This is a genomic window from Marinomonas rhodophyticola, from assembly GCF_026113935.1.
Taxonomy (GTDB): Bacteria; Pseudomonadota; Gammaproteobacteria; order Pseudomonadales; family Marinomonadaceae; genus Marinomonas; species Marinomonas rhodophyticola.
The window spans coordinates 1-18,522 of sequence record NZ_JAPEUL010000009.1 but is presented as its reverse complement, the minus strand read 5'-3'; the positions used below and the strand labels follow the sequence as shown (position 1 = coordinate 18,522).

Here is an 18,522-nt window from a genome sequence, read left to right as displayed (position 1 = left end):
AACGGAAAAAAACCAAATTACCTGCATGAAAAGTGATCATTTTTACGTTGTTTGTCGTGTTTGAGCGGGGAGATTGGAGATAAGGGTGGTTTTTGCCTCGATTTGTTAGTGTCATTTGCGATGATTTTTTCTGCTAAGATGTTTTTTTACGATGTCTTGATTGTGTTGGATGTCCTTATGAGTTCAAAAAGAAAGCGAAATTTGTCTGCGTGGCAGTACAAGGTTGATGATGGCTATATTCAAGGATACCTCGGAAAAATAGAGGCGCACCAGCCAACCATTCATTTTCTTCACGGCAACGGTTTTTCGGTGAAAACCTATTTATGCTTTTTAGAAAAGATGACGGGGTTTAATTTGATTATGCAAGACGCTGCAGGTCATGGTGAATCAACGCCAGGAAAATCCTTTATTGGTTGGAACGCTACCGCTTCTCGGTTTGTCGAGTCTCTCAAGGCGCAACGTGTTGTCTTACCAAAAAACGAATTGATTGGAATGGGGCATAGTTTTGGTGGTTGTATGACCGCATTGATGGGGGTGCAGGATTCTGCCCTTTTTGATCGTTTGGTACTGTTGGATCCCGCACTTTTTCCTCCGCGTCTAATTTGGATGATGCGTGGTGTTAAGTTGGCAGGTTTAAAGAGTCAGATTCCATTAGCTAAGCAGGCCAAGCGACGACGTACGCAATGGGAAAGCTTTGCTCAAGTGAAGAGCAGTTTTTATGAAAGAGGGACATTTAAGGGTTGGGAGTCGAGTTGCCTTGAAGACTATATAGACTCTTCAATTAAGTGTGATGAAAAAGGGCATTATCAACTGGGTTGTCCGTCGTGGATGGAGGCAGCTATTTTCTCAAGCTATCCTACAGGTCTGTGGCGCGCCATATCGAACATATCTGTGCCGACTTATATTATTCAAGGTAAGGATACCTTTGGGTATTTCAAAGAGGCTTATCAATTGGCGGCAAGGTTAAATCCAAACATTAACGTGATCGAGGTCGAGGGCGGTCATTGCTTCATGCAGCAGGATTCTTCTATGTCTGCTCAGGTTGTCATGGATGTGTTGAATAAAACGGTATAGGTGCGTCGCATGGAGAAAGCCAAACACATATTTGTATCATCTGTGTTTGGCTTGAGTAATGTGCTTACCTATCGTTCGCTAGTTACGGCGTTTTACTGAGGCGTTCGCTAGTGCGATAAGCGCCTTTTTGTAATCAGATTCTGGTAATGGTGCAATGGCTTCAATGGCGAGATCGGCCTGCTCTTGGGCTTTTTTCTGCGTATATTGAATGGCTCCACAACTTTGTACATCATTGATAATGGCGTCTAGTTGGTCGAGTCCACCTGTGAGGATGGCTTGTTTTACACGCTCGACGGCATCTTTTGGACCGTGCTTCATGGTGAAAATAAGTGGTAAGGTGGGCTTGCCTTCAGCAAGATCGTCGCCAACACTTTTGCCCATTTCTTCCGCTGTGCTAGTGTAATCCATCACATCATCAATGAGCTGGAAAGCGGTACCAACATACATCCCAAACTGTCTCAATGCTTCTTGATGCGCCGCGCTTGCGCCAGCAATGACAGCACCACAGAGTGCGGCACCTTCAAACAGCTTTGCTGTTTTGTATTGAATGACTTTCAGATAGCTGGCTTCTGTCGTATCTGGGTCGCCACAGTTGATGAGTTGTTGCACTTCGCCTTCGGCAATAATATTGGTTGTTTTGGCTAAAATACTCATGCACTGCATGCTGCCAACATCCACCATTATTTGAAAAGCGCGAGAATAGAGAAAGTCACCGACGAGTACACTGGGCGCATTGCCCCATTCTTCATTGGCGGTTTTTTTGCCACGGCGCATATCGGATTCATCGACGACATCATCGTGTAATAGAGTTGATGTGTGGATAAATTCAATGATCGTTGCCATTTGAATGGCTTGTTCGAGTTTGGTTGCGTCGAGTTCAGCACTCGCTTTTGCCGCTAATAATACCAATAGTGGCCTGAGCCGCTTTCCACCATTACTAATGATGTAGTAGCCGATTTGCTCTATGAGTGGGATGTCACTGCTAAGTTGTGACACAATATAATCGTTCACTTGGCCAAATTCATTGGCCACAACATCATGTATTTGTATAGGTTGCATGCAATTTCCGAAGCTAAATAATCTCAAGCTGATCAGCAAGTGTGCCTCATGCTAGGTAAGGCTTGTGTCAGGGTCAACCCACATTGCGAAAAATGTATAAAGAGATTGCTTTTAGCTTGTATTAGGTGGTGTGATTTTGTACAATCTTGCGTCCGATTTACCCACATTTTGCTCCCTATCATATGGTTAGCGATTTTTGTCCAATTTGGTCAGAGGTTTTTGCCACTAGAAGTAGGTCAAATTTAATTTCAGTAGCCGGGTAAATCTTATTGGAGAAGAACATGTTTGCAGTGATCAAAACTGGCGGTAAGCAATACCGTGTAGAAGAAGGCCAAACCCTTAAGGTTGAGAAATTAGCTGTTGAAGAAGGTGGCGCGATTCAATTCGATGACGTTCTTCTTGTATGCAATGGCGACGACATTAAAGTTGGTGCACCAGTTGTAGAAGGCGCTAAAGTAACAGCTGAGGTTGTTGCTCATGGTCGCGGAGACAAAGTGAAAATTTTGAAATTCCGTCGTCGTAAGCACTCTATGAAGCGTATGGGTCATCGTCAGTGGTTCACGGAAGTGAAAATTACTGGCATTAACTAAGCGCTAACTATTCAAATTTAAGGAGTAAGTCATGGCTCATAAAAAGGCGGGTGGTAGTACTCGTAACGGTCGCGATTCCGAGTCGAAACGATTAGGTGTCAAACGTTTTGGTGGTCAAGTTGTGATCCCAGGTAACATCCTTGTTCGTCAGCGTGGTACTCAGTTCCACCCTGGTGTTGGTGTTCAAATTGGTAAAGATCACACTTTGTTCGCTGTTGCTGAAGGCCAAGTGAAGTTTGAAGTGAAAGGTAAGTTAAAGCGTCGTACAGTTTCTGTCGTAGCGGCTTAATTGCTTACTGAAAAACTTAAAAAAAGCTCCGCGACGCGGGGCTTTTTTTGGAAGAATTCTATAATCAGCGTTTGTTGATTCTGATAATCCACCGACGAGGTGTATCTGTGAAATTTGTTGATGAAGCCAGTATCTATGTAAGAGCAGGTAAAGGCGGTAATGGTTGTTTGAGCTTTTGGCGCGAAAAGTTTGTGGCAAAGGGCGGTCCTGATGGGGGTGATGGCGGTAATGGCGGCAGTGTAATACTGGTTGCTGATGAAGCCTTAAATACTCTGATCGATTTTCGTTTTACCAAGAAATACATTGCTGAAAGCGGAGAGAGTGGTCAAGGTCGCGATATGACTGGCGCGAAAGGTGCTGATCTTGAAATTAAGGTGCCTATCGGTACGACGGTTATTGACGAGGATACTGGCGAGACGCTGGGTGACCTTGTTCGTGATGGGCAGAAGTTGAAAGTTGCTCAGGGTGGTCATCATGGTTTGGGGAATACTCGATTCAAATCCAGTACTAACCGTGCTCCGAGACAGACCACAAAAGGTACGATAGGTGAAGAGCGTACGCTGAAGCTGGAAATGAAAGTGTTGGCGGACGTGGGCTTGCTTGGTCTTCCCAATGCGGGCAAATCGACGTTTATTCGTGCGGTGTCTTCTGCTAAGCCAAAGGTGGCAGATTATCCGTTCACTACCTTAGTGCCAAACCTTGGCGTAGTGAAAGTTAAGAAGCATCAAAGCTTTGTAATCGCTGATATCCCAGGAATCATCGAGGGGGCGTCTGAGGGTGCGGGTCTTGGTATTCGTTTCTTGAAGCACTTGGTGCGTAACCGTATTTTGTTGCACATCGTCGATTTGGCGCCTTGGGATGAAATTACCCCAGCGGAAGCGGCAGTCATTGCGGTAAATGAACTACATCAGTTCAGTCCAGCTTTGGCAGAGCGTGATCGTTGGTTGGTTTTGAATAAGACCGACATGGTGCCAGAAGATGAGTTGGAAGAACGTTGTCAGAGCGTGATTGATGCGCTTGGATGGCAAGGTAAGGCTTACCGAATCTCTGCGATATCTGGTGAAGGTACAGAAGTTTTGTGTTTGGATTTGATGACGGCGCTGGATGAAAAACGTGAGTTGTTGGCGGAAAGTGCAGAAGCCCGTGAAAAAGAAAAAGCCATGCGTACCTTGATTGATGAAGAAGGTCGCAGTCGTATCATGTCGTTGCGTGAAAAACGTCGTAAAGCGGGTTTATTGCTTGATGATGACGATTTTGATGAAGATGATTACGATGTGGAAGTGGAATACGTTAGCTAATCTGATTGGTGGGAATAAGTAGTATCATGGAAATGCGAGAAAAAATAGCAAAGGCGCAGCGTGTCGTTGTCAAGATAGGCAGTGCTTTATTGACAAACGATGGTCAAGGATTGGACGTCGCTCGAATTGGTCTGTGGGTTGCTCAAATTGCGCAATTACGATCACAAGGTAAGGAAGTTGTTTTAGTGTCTTCTGGCTCTATTGCGGCCGGTATGAAGCGCCTTGGTTTTTCTTCTCGCCCCACGCAGGTTAATGAATTGCAGGCGGCGGCTGCCGTTGGTCAAATGGAATTAGTAGGCGTCTATGAGTCTCACTTTGAGAAGCATGGATTATGCACGGCGCAGATTTTATTGACCCATGATGATTTATCCAATCGCCGACGCTATTTAAACGCGCGTTCTTCATTGCGGACTTTGCTTGGCTTCGGTGTTGTACCCATAATCAACGAAAATGACACCGTTGTAACCGATGAGATTCGTTTTGGTGATAACGACACTTTAGGGGCTCTGGTGGCTAACCTGATCGAAGCCGATGTGCTGATTATTTTGACGGATCAGCAGGGATTGTTTAATAAAAATCCACGCGATCATCAAGATGCAACATTAATCTCGCATATTTCTGCTTCGGACGATCGTTTGGAGTCGATGGCCAGTGGTGGTGCTGGTGTGTTGGGTAGTGGGGGGATGCTTACTAAGGTGCGGGCGGCGCGTTTGGCGGCGCGTTCCGGTGCTGATACCCTGATTGCCTCAGGACGTGAGAAAGATGTGATTGTACGAGCGGCTTCGGGCGAAATGCTGGGAACGTGGCTGCAACCGGAACATGGTCGAGTGGCGGCGCGTAAGCAGTGGTTGGCTGGACATCTGAAGAGTCGTGGCGCATTGATTTTAGATGATGGTGCGGTGAAGGCTTTGCGTCAAGGTGGTACGAGTTTACTATCGGTTGGTGTGAAAGACGCGCAGGGCACTTTTTCGCGTGGTGATATGGTCATTTGTGTGGATCTGCATGGTGGTCTGGTGGCGCGTGGTTTAGTAAACTACAGTGTGGCGGAAACTTTGAAATTGCTTGGTCAGCCTTCGTCTAGCATTGGTGAGATTTTGGGTTACAAAGGTGAGCCAGAGCTTATTCACCGTGATGATTTGGTTATTATTTAAAAAGAGGTTGTCATGGCAAAGCCAGGTAAAGTGGGTTTAGATCGTGTATTGAGTGCTTCGAAATATTCCTATCAAGGTTTGCGAGCCTCAATGGAAGCATGAAGCGGCGTTCCGTCAAGAGGCGATTTTGTTTTTAATATCTTTACCTTTTGCTATCTGGCTTGGTGATACTGGGCTTGAGCGTGCTGTGCTGATTTTTTCGGTGGGTCTGGTGTTGATCGTTGAGACTCTTAATTCTAGTGTCGAGGCGGTGGTTGACCGAATTAGTAGTGAGCATCATGAGTTGTCTGGTCGCGCGAAAGATCTGGGATCGGCGGCGGTTATGCTGGCGTTGGTCTTAGCGGCTGTGGTCTGGTTGGTGGTGTTGTTTGGTTGAGGTTGCTTTAAAGTGTTGTGCTGATTAGGAGTGTGAGTGCTTCTAAAGCAAAGAAATAAAGAGTAGACATAAAAAAACCGGCAATTGCCGGTTTTTTTATAGGTATTAGGCCAGTGCTTTGATTTTAGCACTCAAGCGGCTCTTATGACGAGCTGCTTTGTTTTTGTGATATAGGCCTTTGTCAGCGGCTTTGTCTAGCTTAGAAGTTGCTAGAACGTAAGCTGCTTGTGCGTCAGCTTGATTGCCTGCTTCGATAGCTGCATCTACTTTTTTCAAGTATGTGCGAACCATTGAACGAAGGCTACCATTGTGAGCGCGGCTTTTGATTGCTTGGCGCGCGCGTTTTTTTGAACCGGCGGAATTTGCCACGGTCTGGCTCCTTTAATTTTGGAATAAGTAATGACACAGCACTCTGCTGTGTCATGAAATTAATGTCAAGTTTTAACTTTGAAATCTCGCGGCGGATTTTACCAGTTTTTAGCGCTGCCACAACCCTATTATACAAAATTTAATCAAATGAGCTTATATATTTGGCTGCGCTTGGCTAGTGGCTGGTGTTATTCTTTGCGTATCTGGGTCTTGTTTGTGTCGCCTCTTTCGATGTTGTAAAAGAAAATACCTATGTCTAAGAAAAAATCTGTTTCTAACAAAGACTCTAAGTCTTTGTCTTTATTGCGTTCTGGTGTGTTGGTTTCTATTTGTACGTTTCTTTCTCGTATTCTTGGTTTGGTGAGGGATGCGGCTTTGGCTTTTGTTTTGGGGGCGAGTGGTAGTGCGGACGCATTTTATGTGGCGTTTAAAATTCCTAACTTTTTTCGTCGGCTATTTGCCGAAGGGGCTTTTGCTCAAGCTTTTGTGCCAGTTTTGAGTGATTATCGAGTAAAGGAAGGACAAGATGAAGTTCGTGCCTTAGTGGCTGCGGTAAGCGGTTCTCTTGCTTTGGTTTTGTTGTGTGTGACTGTGTTGTTTATGGTTTGCGCGCCATGGGTTGTGTATATTTTTGCACCGGGTTTTGCGGGAGATGATGGTCAATTATCTCTAGCGTCAGATTTATTGGTGATCACATTCCCGTATTTATTGTTTATTTCTTTGACGGCATTGGCTGGTGGTATTTTAAACGCCCATGGTGAGTATGCGGTACCCGCGATTACACCAATTTTCTTGAATATCTCGCTGATTGTGGCGACTATGTTTTTTGCTCGTTCGGCTGCTCAGGCTGAGACAGCTGTTGCTTGGGGTGTGTTTTTTGCTGGTTTGATACAGCTAATGTTCCAAATACCCTTTTTGGCAAGACTTAAGTTGCTGCCTATGCCGACATTGGGCTTTGGTCATCCTGGAGTAAAGCGTATTCTGCTTTTGATGGGGCCTGCTTTATTTGGCGTGTCTGTGAGTCAAATTAATTTATTGTTGGATACGGTGCTGGCGTCTTTTTTACAGACGGGCAGCATTACTTGGCTGTACCTGTCTGATCGGTTATATGAATTGCCGTTGGGTATTTTTGCTATTGCTATTAGCACTGTTATTTTGCCCTCCATGTCGCGTAGTTTTGCGGGTGGTGAATCGTCGAAGTTTTCCGATACGCTTGATTGGGCGTTACGAATTTTGTTACTGATTGCGATTCCGTCTTCTCTTGCCTTATTTATGTTGGCTGAACCTTTAATAGCGACAATTTTTTATCGAGGCGAGTTAACGGTAAACGACGTTCAGATGGCGGCGCAAAGTCTGCAGGCTTACTCATTGGGTTTGGTGTTTATGATGTTGATTAAGGTCTTGGCGCCTGGTTATTACGCAAGGCAAGACACCAGAACGCCAGTGCGTATTGGGATCATTGCTATGGTTTCGAATATGGTGTTGAACTTAATTTTAGTGTGGCCGCTTGGGCATGTTGGCTTGGCATTGGCGACGAGTCTGTCGGCCGGATTAAATGCTTTCTTGTTGTGGCGTGGTTTGTATAAACAGCAATTCCATGTATTTTCGGCACAATGGGGACGGCTGTTGCGTATTTTAGTGAGTGCGACCATGGCGCTGGGTGCGTGTTTGTATCTGTTTTTACAGCAAGGCTGGCAATGGACACAGATGGATGATTGGACTCGGGTGGGTTGTACCTTGATGGTGGTTGTTTGCGGTGTGTTGGTCTACGTTTTGGTGGCGGTGGCGGTAGGATTGCGGCCTTCTATTTTAAAACATTAGATATACTTTGTGTGTTTTTTGCCTTGATTATCGGTTTGCACAGCTTGTTCAAGTTCTGGCCTACCTTCATCTGGTTAACTGCTATATAATCGACGATATTTTTTCGACGCTGGATTTAATTGTTTTGTACGGGGTTCTATGGAGTTAATTCGCGGTATTCATAATATCCGTTCAAAGCATAAAGAATGCGTGCTGACGATAGGGAATTTTGACGGTGTTCATTTAGGTCACGGTGCGATATTGGCACGCGTTAAAGCCTTAGCTAAACAATACGATTCGCCTGCTGCGATTATGATTTTTGAGCCTCAGCCTAGAGAGTTCTTTGCTCCGGATACGGCGCCAGGTCGCATCGGTCGCTTGCGTGATAAGGTGAAGTTGTTAGAGGGGCAGGGGATTGATTATGTGCTCTGTATGCCGTTCAACCCGAAACTGCAACAATTAGATGCGCAGGCATTTTGCCAGCAAATTTTGCTGGATGGTTTGTCTGTAAAGCATTTAGTAGTGGGGGATGACTTTCGCTTTGGCTGTGATCGACAAGGTGATTTTTATTATCTGCAAGAATTTGGCAGTCAGCACGGTTTTGATGTTGAAAATACACCGTCAGTGTTAAACGCTCTAAATGAGCGAGTAAGTAGTACTCTGGTTAGGGATGCTCTAGAGCGCGGTGATATAACCGCCGCACAAATGAACATGGGACACTCGGTCACGTTAAGCGGCCGGGTAATACATGGTCAGCAGCTTGGTCGCAAGCTGGGTTTCCCAACGGCTAATGTGCATCTTAAAGGTATTAAATCTGCCTTGTCTGGTGTGTACGCTGTGACCTTTATGGTTGAGGGTGTTTCCCATCATGGCGTTGCTAATATTGGTGTGCGTCCTACCGTTCAAGGAAAAACGCCGATATTAGAAGTGCATTTGTTCGATTTTAATGGCGATCTGTATGATCAATATGTGCAGGTAACTTTCTGTCATTTTATCAGGGCAGAGCGAAAAATGGCCGGCCTAGATGAGCTGGAAAAACAAATTCAATGTGATAAAGAGGCCGCGTTACGTTTCTTTGTCCAATCAGTGAACTGATGATCTTTGAGGATAAATCGATAAACCATGAGTGATTATAAACCGACACTGAATTTGCCAGATACAGATTTCCCAATGCGCGGAGATTTGGCAAAACGTGAACCTGCAATGCTGAAGCATTGGCAGGATATGGATCTGTATAAAAAAGTACGTGATGTAAGTAAAGGCCGTAAATCTTTTATTCTTCATGATGGTCCTCCGTACGCAAATGGCAGTATTCATATTGGTCACGCGGTTAACAAAATCCTCAAAGATATTATTGTTAAGTCCAAAACCGTCAGCGGCTTTGATGCGCCTTATATTCCTGGTTGGGATTGTCATGGTTTGCCAATCGAGCACAAAGTTGAGCAGCTGATCGGTAAAGCAGGCGCGAAAGTATCTTATAAAGAGTTTCGTGCAAAATGCCGCGAATACGCCTATACGCAAATCGAAGAGCAGAAAAAGGATTTTATTCGCTTGGGCGTCATGGGGGATTGGGAAAATCCTTATCTGACGATGAATTTCAAGACAGAAGCAAATATTGTTCGAGCTTTAGGCAAGATTGCTGAGAACGGTCATTTGGTCAAAGGCTTTAAGCCCGTTTACTGGAGTGTGGTGGGTGGCTCTGCGTTGGCGGAAGCCGAAGTGGAATATCAAGATAAAACGTCTTTGTCTTTGGATGTGCGTTATGCGCCACAAGACGAAGCGGCCTTGCTTGCTAAATTCTCTGATGTTGAGGGGGAAGGCAAGGTTTCTGTTGTTATCTGGACGACGACACCTTGGACGCTTCCAGCAAGCCAAGCGGTTTCTATTCATCCAGAATTTAACTATGCGCTAGTTGAAGTGGATATGGGGCTAGGCAAAGAGCGTTTAATCGTTGCTGAAGACATGGTCGCAAGTGTGATGTCTCGCTACGGCGTTGCTGATTTCCGCATTGTTGGTCGTACCCTTGGTGCGGAATTGGCAGGTACTGTGTTGAATCATCCGTTCCTAGAACGCGATATTCCTGTCATTTTGGGTGAACATGTTACCACTGAAGCGGGTACGGGCTGCGTACATACTGCACCTGACCACGGCGTAGATGACTTTAACGTCGGTCGTGAAAATGGCATTGGTACGATTAACCTTGTTCAAGACAATGGTGTTTACTCTGATGCGGCTGGCGAATTTGCAGGGTTGCATGTTTATAAAGTAGATGACGCCGTGCTTGAAGCGCTGAATCGTAATAACGCTTTGGTGTGTGAGTCGAAGATTTTCCACAGTTATCCACATTGCTGGCGTACTAAAACACCTCTTATCTTCCGTGCGACACCTCAGTGGTTTATCAGTATGACCAAAGAAGGTTTGCTCGATTCAGCTAAGCATGCTGTTGAAGGTGTGAAGTGGGTGCCAAGCTGGGGACAAAACCGTATGGAAGGGATGTTGAATAACAGCCCGGATTGGTGTGTGTCTCGTCAGCGTACTTGGGGTGTGCCAATTGCTTTGTTTATCAACAAAGAAACTCAAGAGCTTCATCCTGAAACGCCACGTTTGATTGAAGAAGTGGCGAAGCGTATCGAAGTGGAAGGCATCGATGCTTGGTTTGAAATGGAAGCAGAAGCGTTGTTGGGTGCGGATGCTGAAATATACAGTAAGGTAACGGACACGCTGGATGTATGGTTTGACTCTGGTGTAACGCATTATTCTGTTATCGATCAGCGTGATGAGCTGAGCTTCCTGGCCGATTTGTACCTAGAGGGTTCAGATCAGCATCGTGGTTGGTTCCAGTCTTCATTGAAAACGTCTATTGCGATTCGTGGTGTGCCGCCATACAAGCAAGTGCTCACTCACGGTTTTACCGTGGATGGTGACGGTCGTAAGATGTCGAAGTCTTTGGGTAATGTGTTGTCACCGCAGAAAGTCATGGATACCTTGGGTGCTGATATTATCCGTCTATGGGTTGCAGCGACCGATTACACCACTGAAATGACTGTGTCTGATGAAATTCTTAAGCGTGTCGCAGATTCTTATCGTCGTATCCGTAATACGGCACGTTTCATGATGGCAAACTTAAATGGTTTTAATCCGGCCACTGACATGGTGCCTTCAAGTGACATGATTGCGCTGGATCGTTGGATTGTCGATCGTGCTGCTTTACTGCAAAAAGAGTTGAATAAAGCCTATAACGAGTATCAGTTTCATACAGTAAACCAGAAAATTCAGAACTTTTGTTCTGTAGATTTGGGTGGTTTTTACCTAGATGTTATTAAAGATCGCCAATATACGACGCAAAAGGACAGTTTGGCTCGCCGTTCAGCGCAAACCGCGCTTTATCATGTGATGGAGGCCTTTACTCGTTGGATTGCGCCTATATTGAGCTTCACTGCTGACGAAATCTGGAAAACATTGCCTGGAGAGCGTAGCGAGTCGGTTTTCTTGGAGACATGGTATGAAGGTCTCGAGGAGTTATCTGGCGATGAGCCAATGGGCCGTGAATTCTGGAAGCAAGTTCTGGAAGCGAAAGTCGCGACGAATAAAGTGTTAGAGGCCGCGCGTAGTGAAGGTAAGATGAAAGCGAGCTTAAGTGCTGATATCGCACTTTATTGTGATGATGCTTTGCAAACAACATTGAATCGTCTTGATGAGGAGCTGCGCTTTGTCTTAATTGCTTCTGACGTTAAGGTGTTATCTTTGTCTCAAGCGAGTGATGATGCAGTGGCGACTGACCTTGAGGGGTTAAAAGTTCACGTTGAGTTAAGCAAATACACTAAGTGTGTGCGTTGTTGGCATCATCGTGAAGAAGTGGGTAAACGAAACGCGCACCCTGAGTTGTGTGATCGTTGTATCTCTAACTTGCCTGATGGGGAAGGTGAACAGCGCCTTTACGCCTAATGACTGCTTTGATTGTGTGGAAACGAGTTCAGCGCTGGTGGGCGCTGGCTCTCATTCTTTTTATCTTGGATTGGGTGACTAAGCAAGTAATTGAGTCCAACTTGTTTTATGGACAAGAGATTGCTGTTTTTCCATTCTTTGATCTGACATTGAGATACAACACTGGTGCTGCTTTTAGCTTTCTTGCGCAAGCTGGTGGCTGGCAGCGCTGGTTTTTCTCTTTTATCGCATTGGCAGTTGTTGTTGGCATTAGCTGGCGTCTTGTTAAGATTGCAGAAACAAATCGGTTGGAAGCTCTAGCGCTGACGTTTGTACTAGGTGGAGCGATTGGTAACCTTTATGATCGATTGGTTTATGGTCATGTTGTAGATTTTCTACAATTCCATTGGCAGCAGTCGTGGTATTTTCCTGCGTTCAACATTGCTGACAGTGCTATTACTATTGGTGTTATTTTAATGTTGCTTGAGAGTATTGTGTCTAAAAAAACGGAAGAGGTGAAAAAATGAATGCAATTACGGCTGAAAGTCGTGTGACTCTGCATTTTGAACTGTCATTGGAGGATGGTCAAATTGTCGATTCTAACTTTTCACAATCTCCAGCTAGCTTCGTGTTTGGTGATGGCAATCTATTGCCAACATTCGAGGCGGTTTTATTAGGCATGAAAGTGGGTGAGGAGGCTTCTTTTGTTATGTCTCCAGAAAAAGCTTTTGGTGCACACAATCAAAGCAATATTCAGCGTATGCCTCGTTCGCAATTCTCTATGGATATCGAGGAGGGAATGGTTATTTCATTTGCGGATATGAGTAAAAATGAACTGCCTGGCGTCATTGCAGAGATTGGTGAGGAAGAGGTTGTGGTGGATTTTAATCATCCTCTTGCTGGTCGCTCATTGACGTTTAGAGTAAATATCATCGCTGTTGAGGCTATCGCATGAGTTTTACTATTCAGCTTGCTAACCCTAGAGGTTTTTGTGCGGGTGTTGATAGAGCAATAGATATTGTTAATCGATGCTTGGACTTGTTTGAAGCGCCCATCTATGTTCGTCATGAAGTGGTTCACAATAAGTTCGTGGTTGAGTCTTTAAAAGCGCGTGGTGCGGTTTTTGTGGATGAGCTTGATCAAGTACCAGACGACAATATTGTTATTTTTAGCGCTCATGGTGTTTCAAAAGCGGTGCGAGATGAAGCAACAAATAGAGGCTTAAAGGTATTTGATGCAACCTGTCCATTGGTAACAAAAGTACATCTTGAAGTGCTTCGTTATTCTCGTGATGGTATGGAGTGTGTTTTAATCGGTCATGATGGGCATCCAGAAGTGGAGGGGACAATGGGGCAGTACGATGTCCGTCAGGGCGGTGCTATCTATTTAGTAGAAAGCCCTGTAGATGTTGAAAAACTTCAGGTTAAGAATCCTGATCGCCTTGCCTTTGTGACACAAACAACTTTATCAATGGATGATACTTCAGTCGTTATTGATGCACTGCGAAAACACTTCCCGATGATTCGTGGGCCTAAGAAAGACGACATTTGTTACGCCACACAAAATCGTCAGGATGCCGTGAAGGCACTGGCTGAAGAATCTGAACTGGTTCTTGTAGTGGGTTCTGTTAATAGCTCTAACTCAAACCGTCTTCGTGAATTAGCGGAACGAATGGGGGCAAAAGCTTATCTAATCGATAATGCGAGTGAAATCCAAAGTGATTGGTTGAAAGGTATCCGTAGTATTGGTGTCACAGCAGGCGCTTCAGCTCCAGAAGTATTGGTGAATGAAGTGATAGATCGTCTTGTTAAAGAGGGTGGTAGTGCTCCTCAGGAGTTAAAAGGTAGAGAAGAGAACGTCTCTTTTTCTATGCCTAAAGAGCTGCGCATCATTGAGATTTAAGATATTTTAAATTAATTTAAAATATCTTAAAAAAAGGTTGCACAAAATCTGTAGATCCTTAATATACGCCCTCGCTGACACGGACAAGGCTTCAGAGCAACGAAGACCAAGTTCAACTTCCTAGAAAACCTAGTAAGAGATTCAAGTCAGCCCGCTCTTTAAAATAGATAATCAGATAATTTGTGTGGGCGCTCGCTGGAGGCTTCAGAAGATTGTCTGGATTGGTTTTTAACTGATTCGAGATGGTCAAAAAAATTGAAGTCTTGCGAAACGTCTAACACGTCAATTCGCTTTATGTTGTTTCGTTGTTCTTCGGGATGATGAAATGATTAAGTTATTGTTAGTGTAATAGATTTTGAGTAAGCAAACTTTTTAACTGAAGAGTTTGATCATGGCTCAGATTGAACGCTGGCGGCAGGCTTAACACATGCAAGTCGAGCGGTAGCACGGAGAAACTTGTTTCTTGGGTGACGAGCGGCGGACGGGTGAGTAACGCGTAGGAATCTACCTAGTAGAGGGGGACAACATGTGGAAACGCATGCTAATACCGCATACGCCCTGAGGGGGAAAGGAGGGGACTTTTCGGAGCCTTCCGCTATTAGATGAGCCTGCGTGAGATTAGCTAGTTGGTAGGGTAAAGGCCTACCAAGGCGACGATCTCTAACTGGTCTGAGAGGATGACCAGTCACACTGGGACTGAGACACGGCCCAGACTCCTACGGGAGGCAGCAGTGGGGAATATTGGACAATGGGCGCAAGCCTGATCCAGCCATGCCGCGTGTGTGAAGAAGGCCTTAGGGTTGTAAAGCACTTTCAGGGGTGAGGAAGGGTGATTGGTTAATACCCAATTATCTTGACGTTAGCCCCAGAAGAAGCACCGGCTAACTCTGTGCCAGCAGCCGCGGTAATACAGAGGGTGCAAGCGTTAATCGGAATTACTGGGCGTAAAGCGCGCGTAGGTGGTTTGTTAAGTCGGATGTGAAATCCCAGGGCTCAACCTTGGAATGGCACCCGATACTGGCAGGCTAGAGTATGGTAGAGGGGTGTGGAATTTCCTGTGTAGCGGTGAAATGCGTAGATATAGGAAGGAACATCAGTGGCGAAGGCGACACCCTGGACTAATACTGACACTGAGGTGCGAAAGCGTGGGGAGCAAACAGGATTAGATACCCTGGTAGTCCACGCCGTAAACGATGTCTACTAGCCGTTGGGTTGTAATGACTTAGTGGCGCAGCTAACGCAATAAGTAGACCGCCTGGGGAGTACGGCCGCAAGGTTAAAACTCAAATGAATTGACGGGGGACCGCACAAGCGGTGGAGCATGTGGTTTAATTCGACGCAACGCGAAGAACCTTACCTACTCTTGACATCCAGAGAAGAACGCAGAGATGTGTTTGTGCCTTCGGGAACTCTGAGACAGGTGCTGCATGGCTGTCGTCAGCTCGTGTTGTGAAATGTTGGGTTAAGTCCCGTAACGAGCGCAACCCTTATCCTTACTTGCTAGCGGGTAATGCCGAGAACTTTAAGGAGACTGCCGGTGACAAACCGGAGGAAGGTGGGGACGACGTCAAGTCATCATGGCCCTTACGAGTAGGGCTACACACGTGCTACAATGGCGTATACAGAGGGCTGCGAACTTGCGAGAGTAAGCGAATCCCAGAAAGTACGTCGTAGTCCGGATTGGAGTCTGCAACTCGACTCCATGAAGTCGGAATCGCTAGTAATCGTGAATCAGAATGTCACGGTGAATACGTTCCAGGGCCTTGTACACACCGCCCGTCACACCATGGGAGTTGATTGCTCCAGAAGTAGGTAGTCTAACCGTAAGGAGGACGCTTACCACGGAGTGGTCAATGACTGGGGTGAAGTCGTAACAAGGTAGCCCTAGGGGAACCTGGGGCTGGATCACCTCCTTAAACGATAGAAACCTCTGGTGAGCGTTCACACAAATTATCTGATGTCTAATTTATGAGAAGCACAGAAAGTATTTGGGTCTGTAGCTCAGTTGGTTAGAGCGCACCCCTGATAAGGGTGAGGTCGGCCGTTCAAATCGGCCCAGACCCACCAGAATTCCAATAACTGTGTTATTTAAGTTCTCGTTTAGCAAGTAAACGTCGGCCTTAAAAGCCTTGTTCTTGAAATTCTGGTATTTAATTGAAGATATGTTCTTCGATTAACCAAATACGATCTAGTAAGTAATGGGGCTATAGCTCAGCTGGGAGAGCGCCTGCTTTGCACGCAGGAGGTCTGCGGTTCGATCCCGCATAGCTCCACCATTTACTGATCATTCTGTGTAAAAGATTAGAAGAGAGTTCTAAGCAAGACGCTAAACATCTTATGCATTCGTGTGTTGGGTGATTTTTAGTCTCTGACTTAGTGCTTTGCACTAAACTTGCTCTTTAACAATTCGAATTTTGAAATAGACGATAATCAAGCGTCAAACCGGTGGAAAGCATCTTTAACCTAGATGACTTTCTAAATCGTAAATCCAGAGGGGTACAAAAGCCCTTTGGTATGTGATCCGAAACTATTTTGGGTTATATGGTCAAGTGACCAAGCGTGCACGGTGGATGCCTTGGCAGTCAGAGGCGATGAAGGACGTGGTAATCTGCGAAAAGGTTCGGGGAGTCGATAAACAGGCTTTGATCCGAACATGTCCGAATGGGGGAACCCACTCTACTTGTAGAGTATCCCACAGTGAATACATAGCTGTGAGGAGGCGAACGAGGGGAACTGAAACATCTAAGTACCCTTAGGAAAAGAAATCAACCGAGATTCCCTAAGTAGCGGCGAGCGAAAGGGGATTAGCCCTTAAGTGGTTTTGGTGTTAGTAGAAGGCTCTGGAAAGTGCCGCGATAGAGGGTGATAGCCCCGTATACGAAAACACCTTAATCATGAAAACGAGTAGGACGGGACACGTGTTATCCTGTCTGAATATGGGGGGACCATCCTCCAAGGCTAAATACTCCTGACTGACCGATAGTGAACCAGTACCGTGAGGGAAAGGCGAAAAGAACCCCTGTGAGGGGAGTGAAATAGATCCTGAAACCGTGTACGTACAAGCAGTGGGAGCGGACTTGTTCCGTGACTGCGTACCTTTTGTATAATGGGTCAACGACTTATTTTCAGTAGCAAGGTTAAACATGTAGTGGAGCCGTAGGGAAACCGAGTCTTAATAGGGCGTTTAGTTGCTGGGAATAGACCCGAAACCGGGCGATCTATCCATGAGCAGGTTGAAGGTTGAGTAACATCAACTGGAGGACCGAACCCACATCCGTTGAAAAGGCTGGGGATGACTTGTGGATAGGAGTGAAAGGCTAATCAAGCTCGGAGATAGCTGGTTCTCCTCGAAAGCTATTTAGGTAGCGCCTCGTATCTCACCATTGGGGGTAGAGCACTGTTTGGGCTAGGGGGTCATCCCGACTTACCAACCCCATGCAAACTCCGAATACCAATGAGTGCAATTACGGGAGACACACGGCGGGTGCTAACGTCCGTCGTGGAAAGGGAAACAACCCAGACCGTCAGCTAAGGTCCCAAAGTTACAGTTAAGTGGGAAACGATGTGGGAAGGCTTAGACAGCTAGGAGGTTGGCTTAGAAGCAGCCATCCTTTAAAGAAAGCGTAATAGCTCACTAGTCGAGTCGGCCTGCGCGGAAGATATAACGGGGCTAAAACTGTACACCGAAGCTACGGATGCTTAGTTTACTAGGCATGGTAGAGGAGCGTTCTGTAAGCCGTTGAAGGTCAAGCTGTAAGGCAGGCTGGAGGTATCAGAAGTGCGAATGTTGACATGAGTAACGATAAGGGGAGTGAAAAACTTCCCCGCCGGAAGACCAAGGTTTCCTGTCCCATGTTAATCAGGGCAGGGTGAGTCGGCCCCTAAGGCGAGGCAGAAATGCGTAGTCGATGGGAAACAGGTTAATATTCCTGTACTCGTGCATATTGCGATGGAGAGACGGAGAAGGCTAGGCCAGCACAGCGATGGTTGTCTGTGTTTAAGGCGGTAGGTTTAGGGCTTAGGCAAATCCGGTACCTTTTAAGACCGAGAACTGATGACGAGCCCCTCTTTTGGGCGAAGTGGTTGATGCCATGCTTCCAGGAAAAACTTCTAAGCTTCAGATATGCAGGAACCGTACCCCAAACCGACACAGGTGGTCAGGTAGAGAATACCAAGGCGCTTGAGAGAACTCGGGTGAAGGAACTAGGCAAAATGGTACCGTAACTTCGGGAGAAGGTACGCCGGCCGGTGTGAAGGACTTGCTCCGTAAGCACTAGTCGGTCGAAGATACCAGGTGGCTGCGACTGTTTATTAAAAACACAGCACTCTGCAAACACGAAAGTGGACGTATAGGGTGTGACGCCTGCCCGGTGCTTGAAGGTTAATTGATGGGGTTAGCGCAAGCGAAGCTCTTGATCGAAGCCCAAGTAAACGGCGGCCGTAACTATAACGGTCCTAAGGTAGCGAAATTCCTTGTCGGGTAAGTTCCGACCTGCACGAATGGCGTAACGATGGCCACACTGTCTCCACCCGAGACTCAGTGAAATTGAAATCGCAGTGAAGATGCTGTGTATCCGCGGCTAGACGGAAAGACCCCGTGAACCTTTACTATAGCTTCACAGTGAACTTTGAACCTACTTGTGTAGGATAGGTGGGAGGCTTTGAAGCGGTGACGCCAGTTACCGTGGAG

Annotated in this window: 13 protein-coding genes, 2 tRNA genes, 2 rRNA genes and 1 pseudogene; 16 read left to right on the top strand and 2 right to left on the bottom strand. The window is 46.0% G+C overall.

All coding sequences use genetic code 11. The features are described 5' to 3' along the window. Nucleotides 1-177 precede the first annotated feature (177 nt). Nucleotides 178-1,074 (top strand): alpha/beta hydrolase, encoded by an 897-nt coding sequence (locus ONZ52_RS14415; RefSeq protein ID WP_265219445.1) that lies wholly within the window; start codon nt 178-180, stop codon nt 1,072-1,074. Between the two features lie 78 nt (nt 1,075-1,152). On the opposite strand, the gene ONZ52_RS14410 is transcribed toward ONZ52_RS14415, so the two are convergent. Then, nucleotides 1,153-2,133 (bottom strand): polyprenyl synthetase family protein, encoded by a 981-nt coding sequence (locus ONZ52_RS14410; protein WP_265219444.1) that lies wholly within the window; start codon nt 2,131-2,133, stop codon nt 1,153-1,155. 281 nt (nt 2,134-2,414) lie between these two features. On the opposite strand from ONZ52_RS14410, the gene rplU reads away from it, so the two are divergent. The 5 genes and pseudogenes from rplU (at nt 2,415) to ONZ52_RS14385 (ending at nt 5,837) form a co-directional block, all read left to right on the top strand. After that, the gene (rplU, locus tag ONZ52_RS14405) at nt 2,415-2,723 is read left to right on the top strand and encodes a 50S ribosomal protein L21 (RefSeq protein ID WP_111608655.1); all 309 of its coding nucleotides are present in this window, start codon (nt 2,415-2,417) and stop codon (nt 2,721-2,723) included. A 31-nt stretch (nt 2,724-2,754) separates the two neighbouring features. Then, nucleotides 2,755-3,012 carry a 50S ribosomal protein L27 gene (gene rpmA, locus ONZ52_RS14400; RefSeq protein ID WP_111608656.1) on the top strand — a complete coding sequence of 86 codons (258 nt, stop codon included), beginning with the start codon at nt 2,755-2,757 and terminating at the stop codon, nt 3,010-3,012. A gap of 107 nt (nt 3,013-3,119) precedes the next feature. After that, on the top strand, nt 3,120-4,310 hold the full coding sequence (cgtA, locus tag ONZ52_RS14395; protein WP_265219441.1) for an Obg family GTPase CgtA: 1,191 nt from the start codon (nt 3,120-3,122) through the stop codon (nt 4,308-4,310). Between the two features lie 26 nt (nt 4,311-4,336). After that, nucleotides 4,337-5,461 carry a glutamate 5-kinase gene (gene proB, locus ONZ52_RS14390; protein WP_265219440.1) on the top strand — a complete coding sequence of 375 codons (1,125 nt, stop codon included), beginning with the start codon at nt 4,337-4,339 and terminating at the stop codon, nt 5,459-5,461. Between the two features lie 12 nt (nt 5,462-5,473). Continuing rightward, nucleotides 5,474-5,837, top strand: a pseudogene (locus ONZ52_RS14385) (diacylglycerol kinase). A gap of 105 nt (nt 5,838-5,942) precedes the next feature. Here the strand turns inward: ONZ52_RS14385 and rpsT are convergent. Then, complete coding sequence (gene rpsT / locus ONZ52_RS14380) at nt 5,943-6,206, bottom strand: 30S ribosomal protein S20 (RefSeq protein ID WP_111608659.1); 264 nt, start codon at nt 6,204-6,206, stop codon at nt 5,943-5,945. 252 nt (nt 6,207-6,458) lie between these two features. Here rpsT and murJ point away from each other — a divergent pair, with 252 nt between their 5' ends. From murJ to ONZ52_RS14330, 10 genes are all read left to right on the top strand, one after another. Further along, nucleotides 6,459-8,027 (top strand): murein biosynthesis integral membrane protein MurJ, encoded by a 1,569-nt coding sequence (murJ, locus tag ONZ52_RS14375; protein ID WP_265219439.1) that lies wholly within the window; start codon nt 6,459-6,461, stop codon nt 8,025-8,027. 138 nt (nt 8,028-8,165) lie between these two features. Next, complete coding sequence (gene ribF / locus ONZ52_RS14370) at nt 8,166-9,101, top strand: bifunctional riboflavin kinase/FAD synthetase (RefSeq protein ID WP_111608661.1); 936 nt, start codon at nt 8,166-8,168, stop codon at nt 9,099-9,101. Nucleotides 9,102-9,128: 27 nt separating this feature from the next. After that, entirely contained in the window at nt 9,129-11,951 is a 2,823-nt protein-coding gene (ileS, locus tag ONZ52_RS14365) for an isoleucine--tRNA ligase (RefSeq protein WP_265219438.1), read from the top strand. After that, nucleotides 11,951-12,457, top strand: a complete 507-nt coding sequence (lspA, locus tag ONZ52_RS14360) for a signal peptidase II (RefSeq protein ID WP_265219437.1) — start codon at nt 11,951-11,953, stop codon at nt 12,455-12,457. The genes ileS and lspA overlap by 1 nt, the downstream gene beginning before the upstream one ends. After that, nucleotides 12,454-12,885: an FKBP-type peptidyl-prolyl cis-trans isomerase gene (locus ONZ52_RS14355; RefSeq protein ID WP_265219435.1), complete on the top strand. Its 432-nt coding sequence runs from the start codon at nt 12,454-12,456 to the stop codon at nt 12,883-12,885. The genes lspA and ONZ52_RS14355 overlap by 4 nt, the downstream gene beginning before the upstream one ends. Further along, nucleotides 12,882-13,832: a 4-hydroxy-3-methylbut-2-enyl diphosphate reductase gene (gene ispH, locus ONZ52_RS14350; protein ID WP_265219434.1), complete on the top strand. Its 951-nt coding sequence runs from the start codon at nt 12,882-12,884 to the stop codon at nt 13,830-13,832. Before ONZ52_RS14355 ends, ispH begins: the two co-directional genes overlap by 4 nt. 373 nt (nt 13,833-14,205) lie before the next feature. Continuing rightward, nucleotides 14,206-15,748: ribosomal RNA gene (locus tag ONZ52_RS14345) — 16S ribosomal RNA — on the top strand. Nucleotides 15,749-15,822: 74 nt separating this feature from the next. Beyond that, a tRNA-Ile gene (locus tag ONZ52_RS14340) sits at nt 15,823-15,899 on the top strand. A gap of 133 nt (nt 15,900-16,032) precedes the next feature. Further along, nucleotides 16,033-16,108 (top strand) — tRNA-Ala (locus ONZ52_RS14335). 267 nt (nt 16,109-16,375) lie between these two features. Continuing rightward, nucleotides 16,376-18,522 (top strand): 23S ribosomal RNA (locus ONZ52_RS14330); the annotation flags it as partial.

Coding starts and splice junctions, on each gene's coding strand:
- ONZ52_RS14410 (WP_265219444.1), bottom strand. CDS start 2,133: ATGCAACCTATACAAATACATGATGTTGTGGCCAATGAATTTGGCCAA.
- murJ (WP_265219439.1), top strand. CDS start 6,459: ATGTCTAAGAAAAAATCTGTTTCTAACAAAGACTCTAAGTCTTTGTCT.
- proB (WP_265219440.1), top strand. CDS start 4,337: ATGGAAATGCGAGAAAAAATAGCAAAGGCGCAGCGTGTCGTTGTCAAG.
- rplU (WP_111608655.1), top strand. CDS start 2,415: ATGTTTGCAGTGATCAAAACTGGCGGTAAGCAATACCGTGTAGAAGAA.
- ribF (WP_111608661.1), top strand. CDS start 8,166: ATGGAGTTAATTCGCGGTATTCATAATATCCGTTCAAAGCATAAAGAA.
- ONZ52_RS14355 (WP_265219435.1), top strand. CDS start 12,454: ATGAATGCAATTACGGCTGAAAGTCGTGTGACTCTGCATTTTGAACTG.
- rpmA (WP_111608656.1), top strand. CDS start 2,755: ATGGCTCATAAAAAGGCGGGTGGTAGTACTCGTAACGGTCGCGATTCC.
- lspA (WP_265219437.1), top strand. CDS start 11,951: ATGACTGCTTTGATTGTGTGGAAACGAGTTCAGCGCTGGTGGGCGCTG.
- ispH (WP_265219434.1), top strand. CDS start 12,882: ATGAGTTTTACTATTCAGCTTGCTAACCCTAGAGGTTTTTGTGCGGGT.
- ileS (WP_265219438.1), top strand. CDS start 9,129: ATGAGTGATTATAAACCGACACTGAATTTGCCAGATACAGATTTCCCA.
- ONZ52_RS14415 (WP_265219445.1), top strand. CDS start 178: ATGAGTTCAAAAAGAAAGCGAAATTTGTCTGCGTGGCAGTACAAGGTT.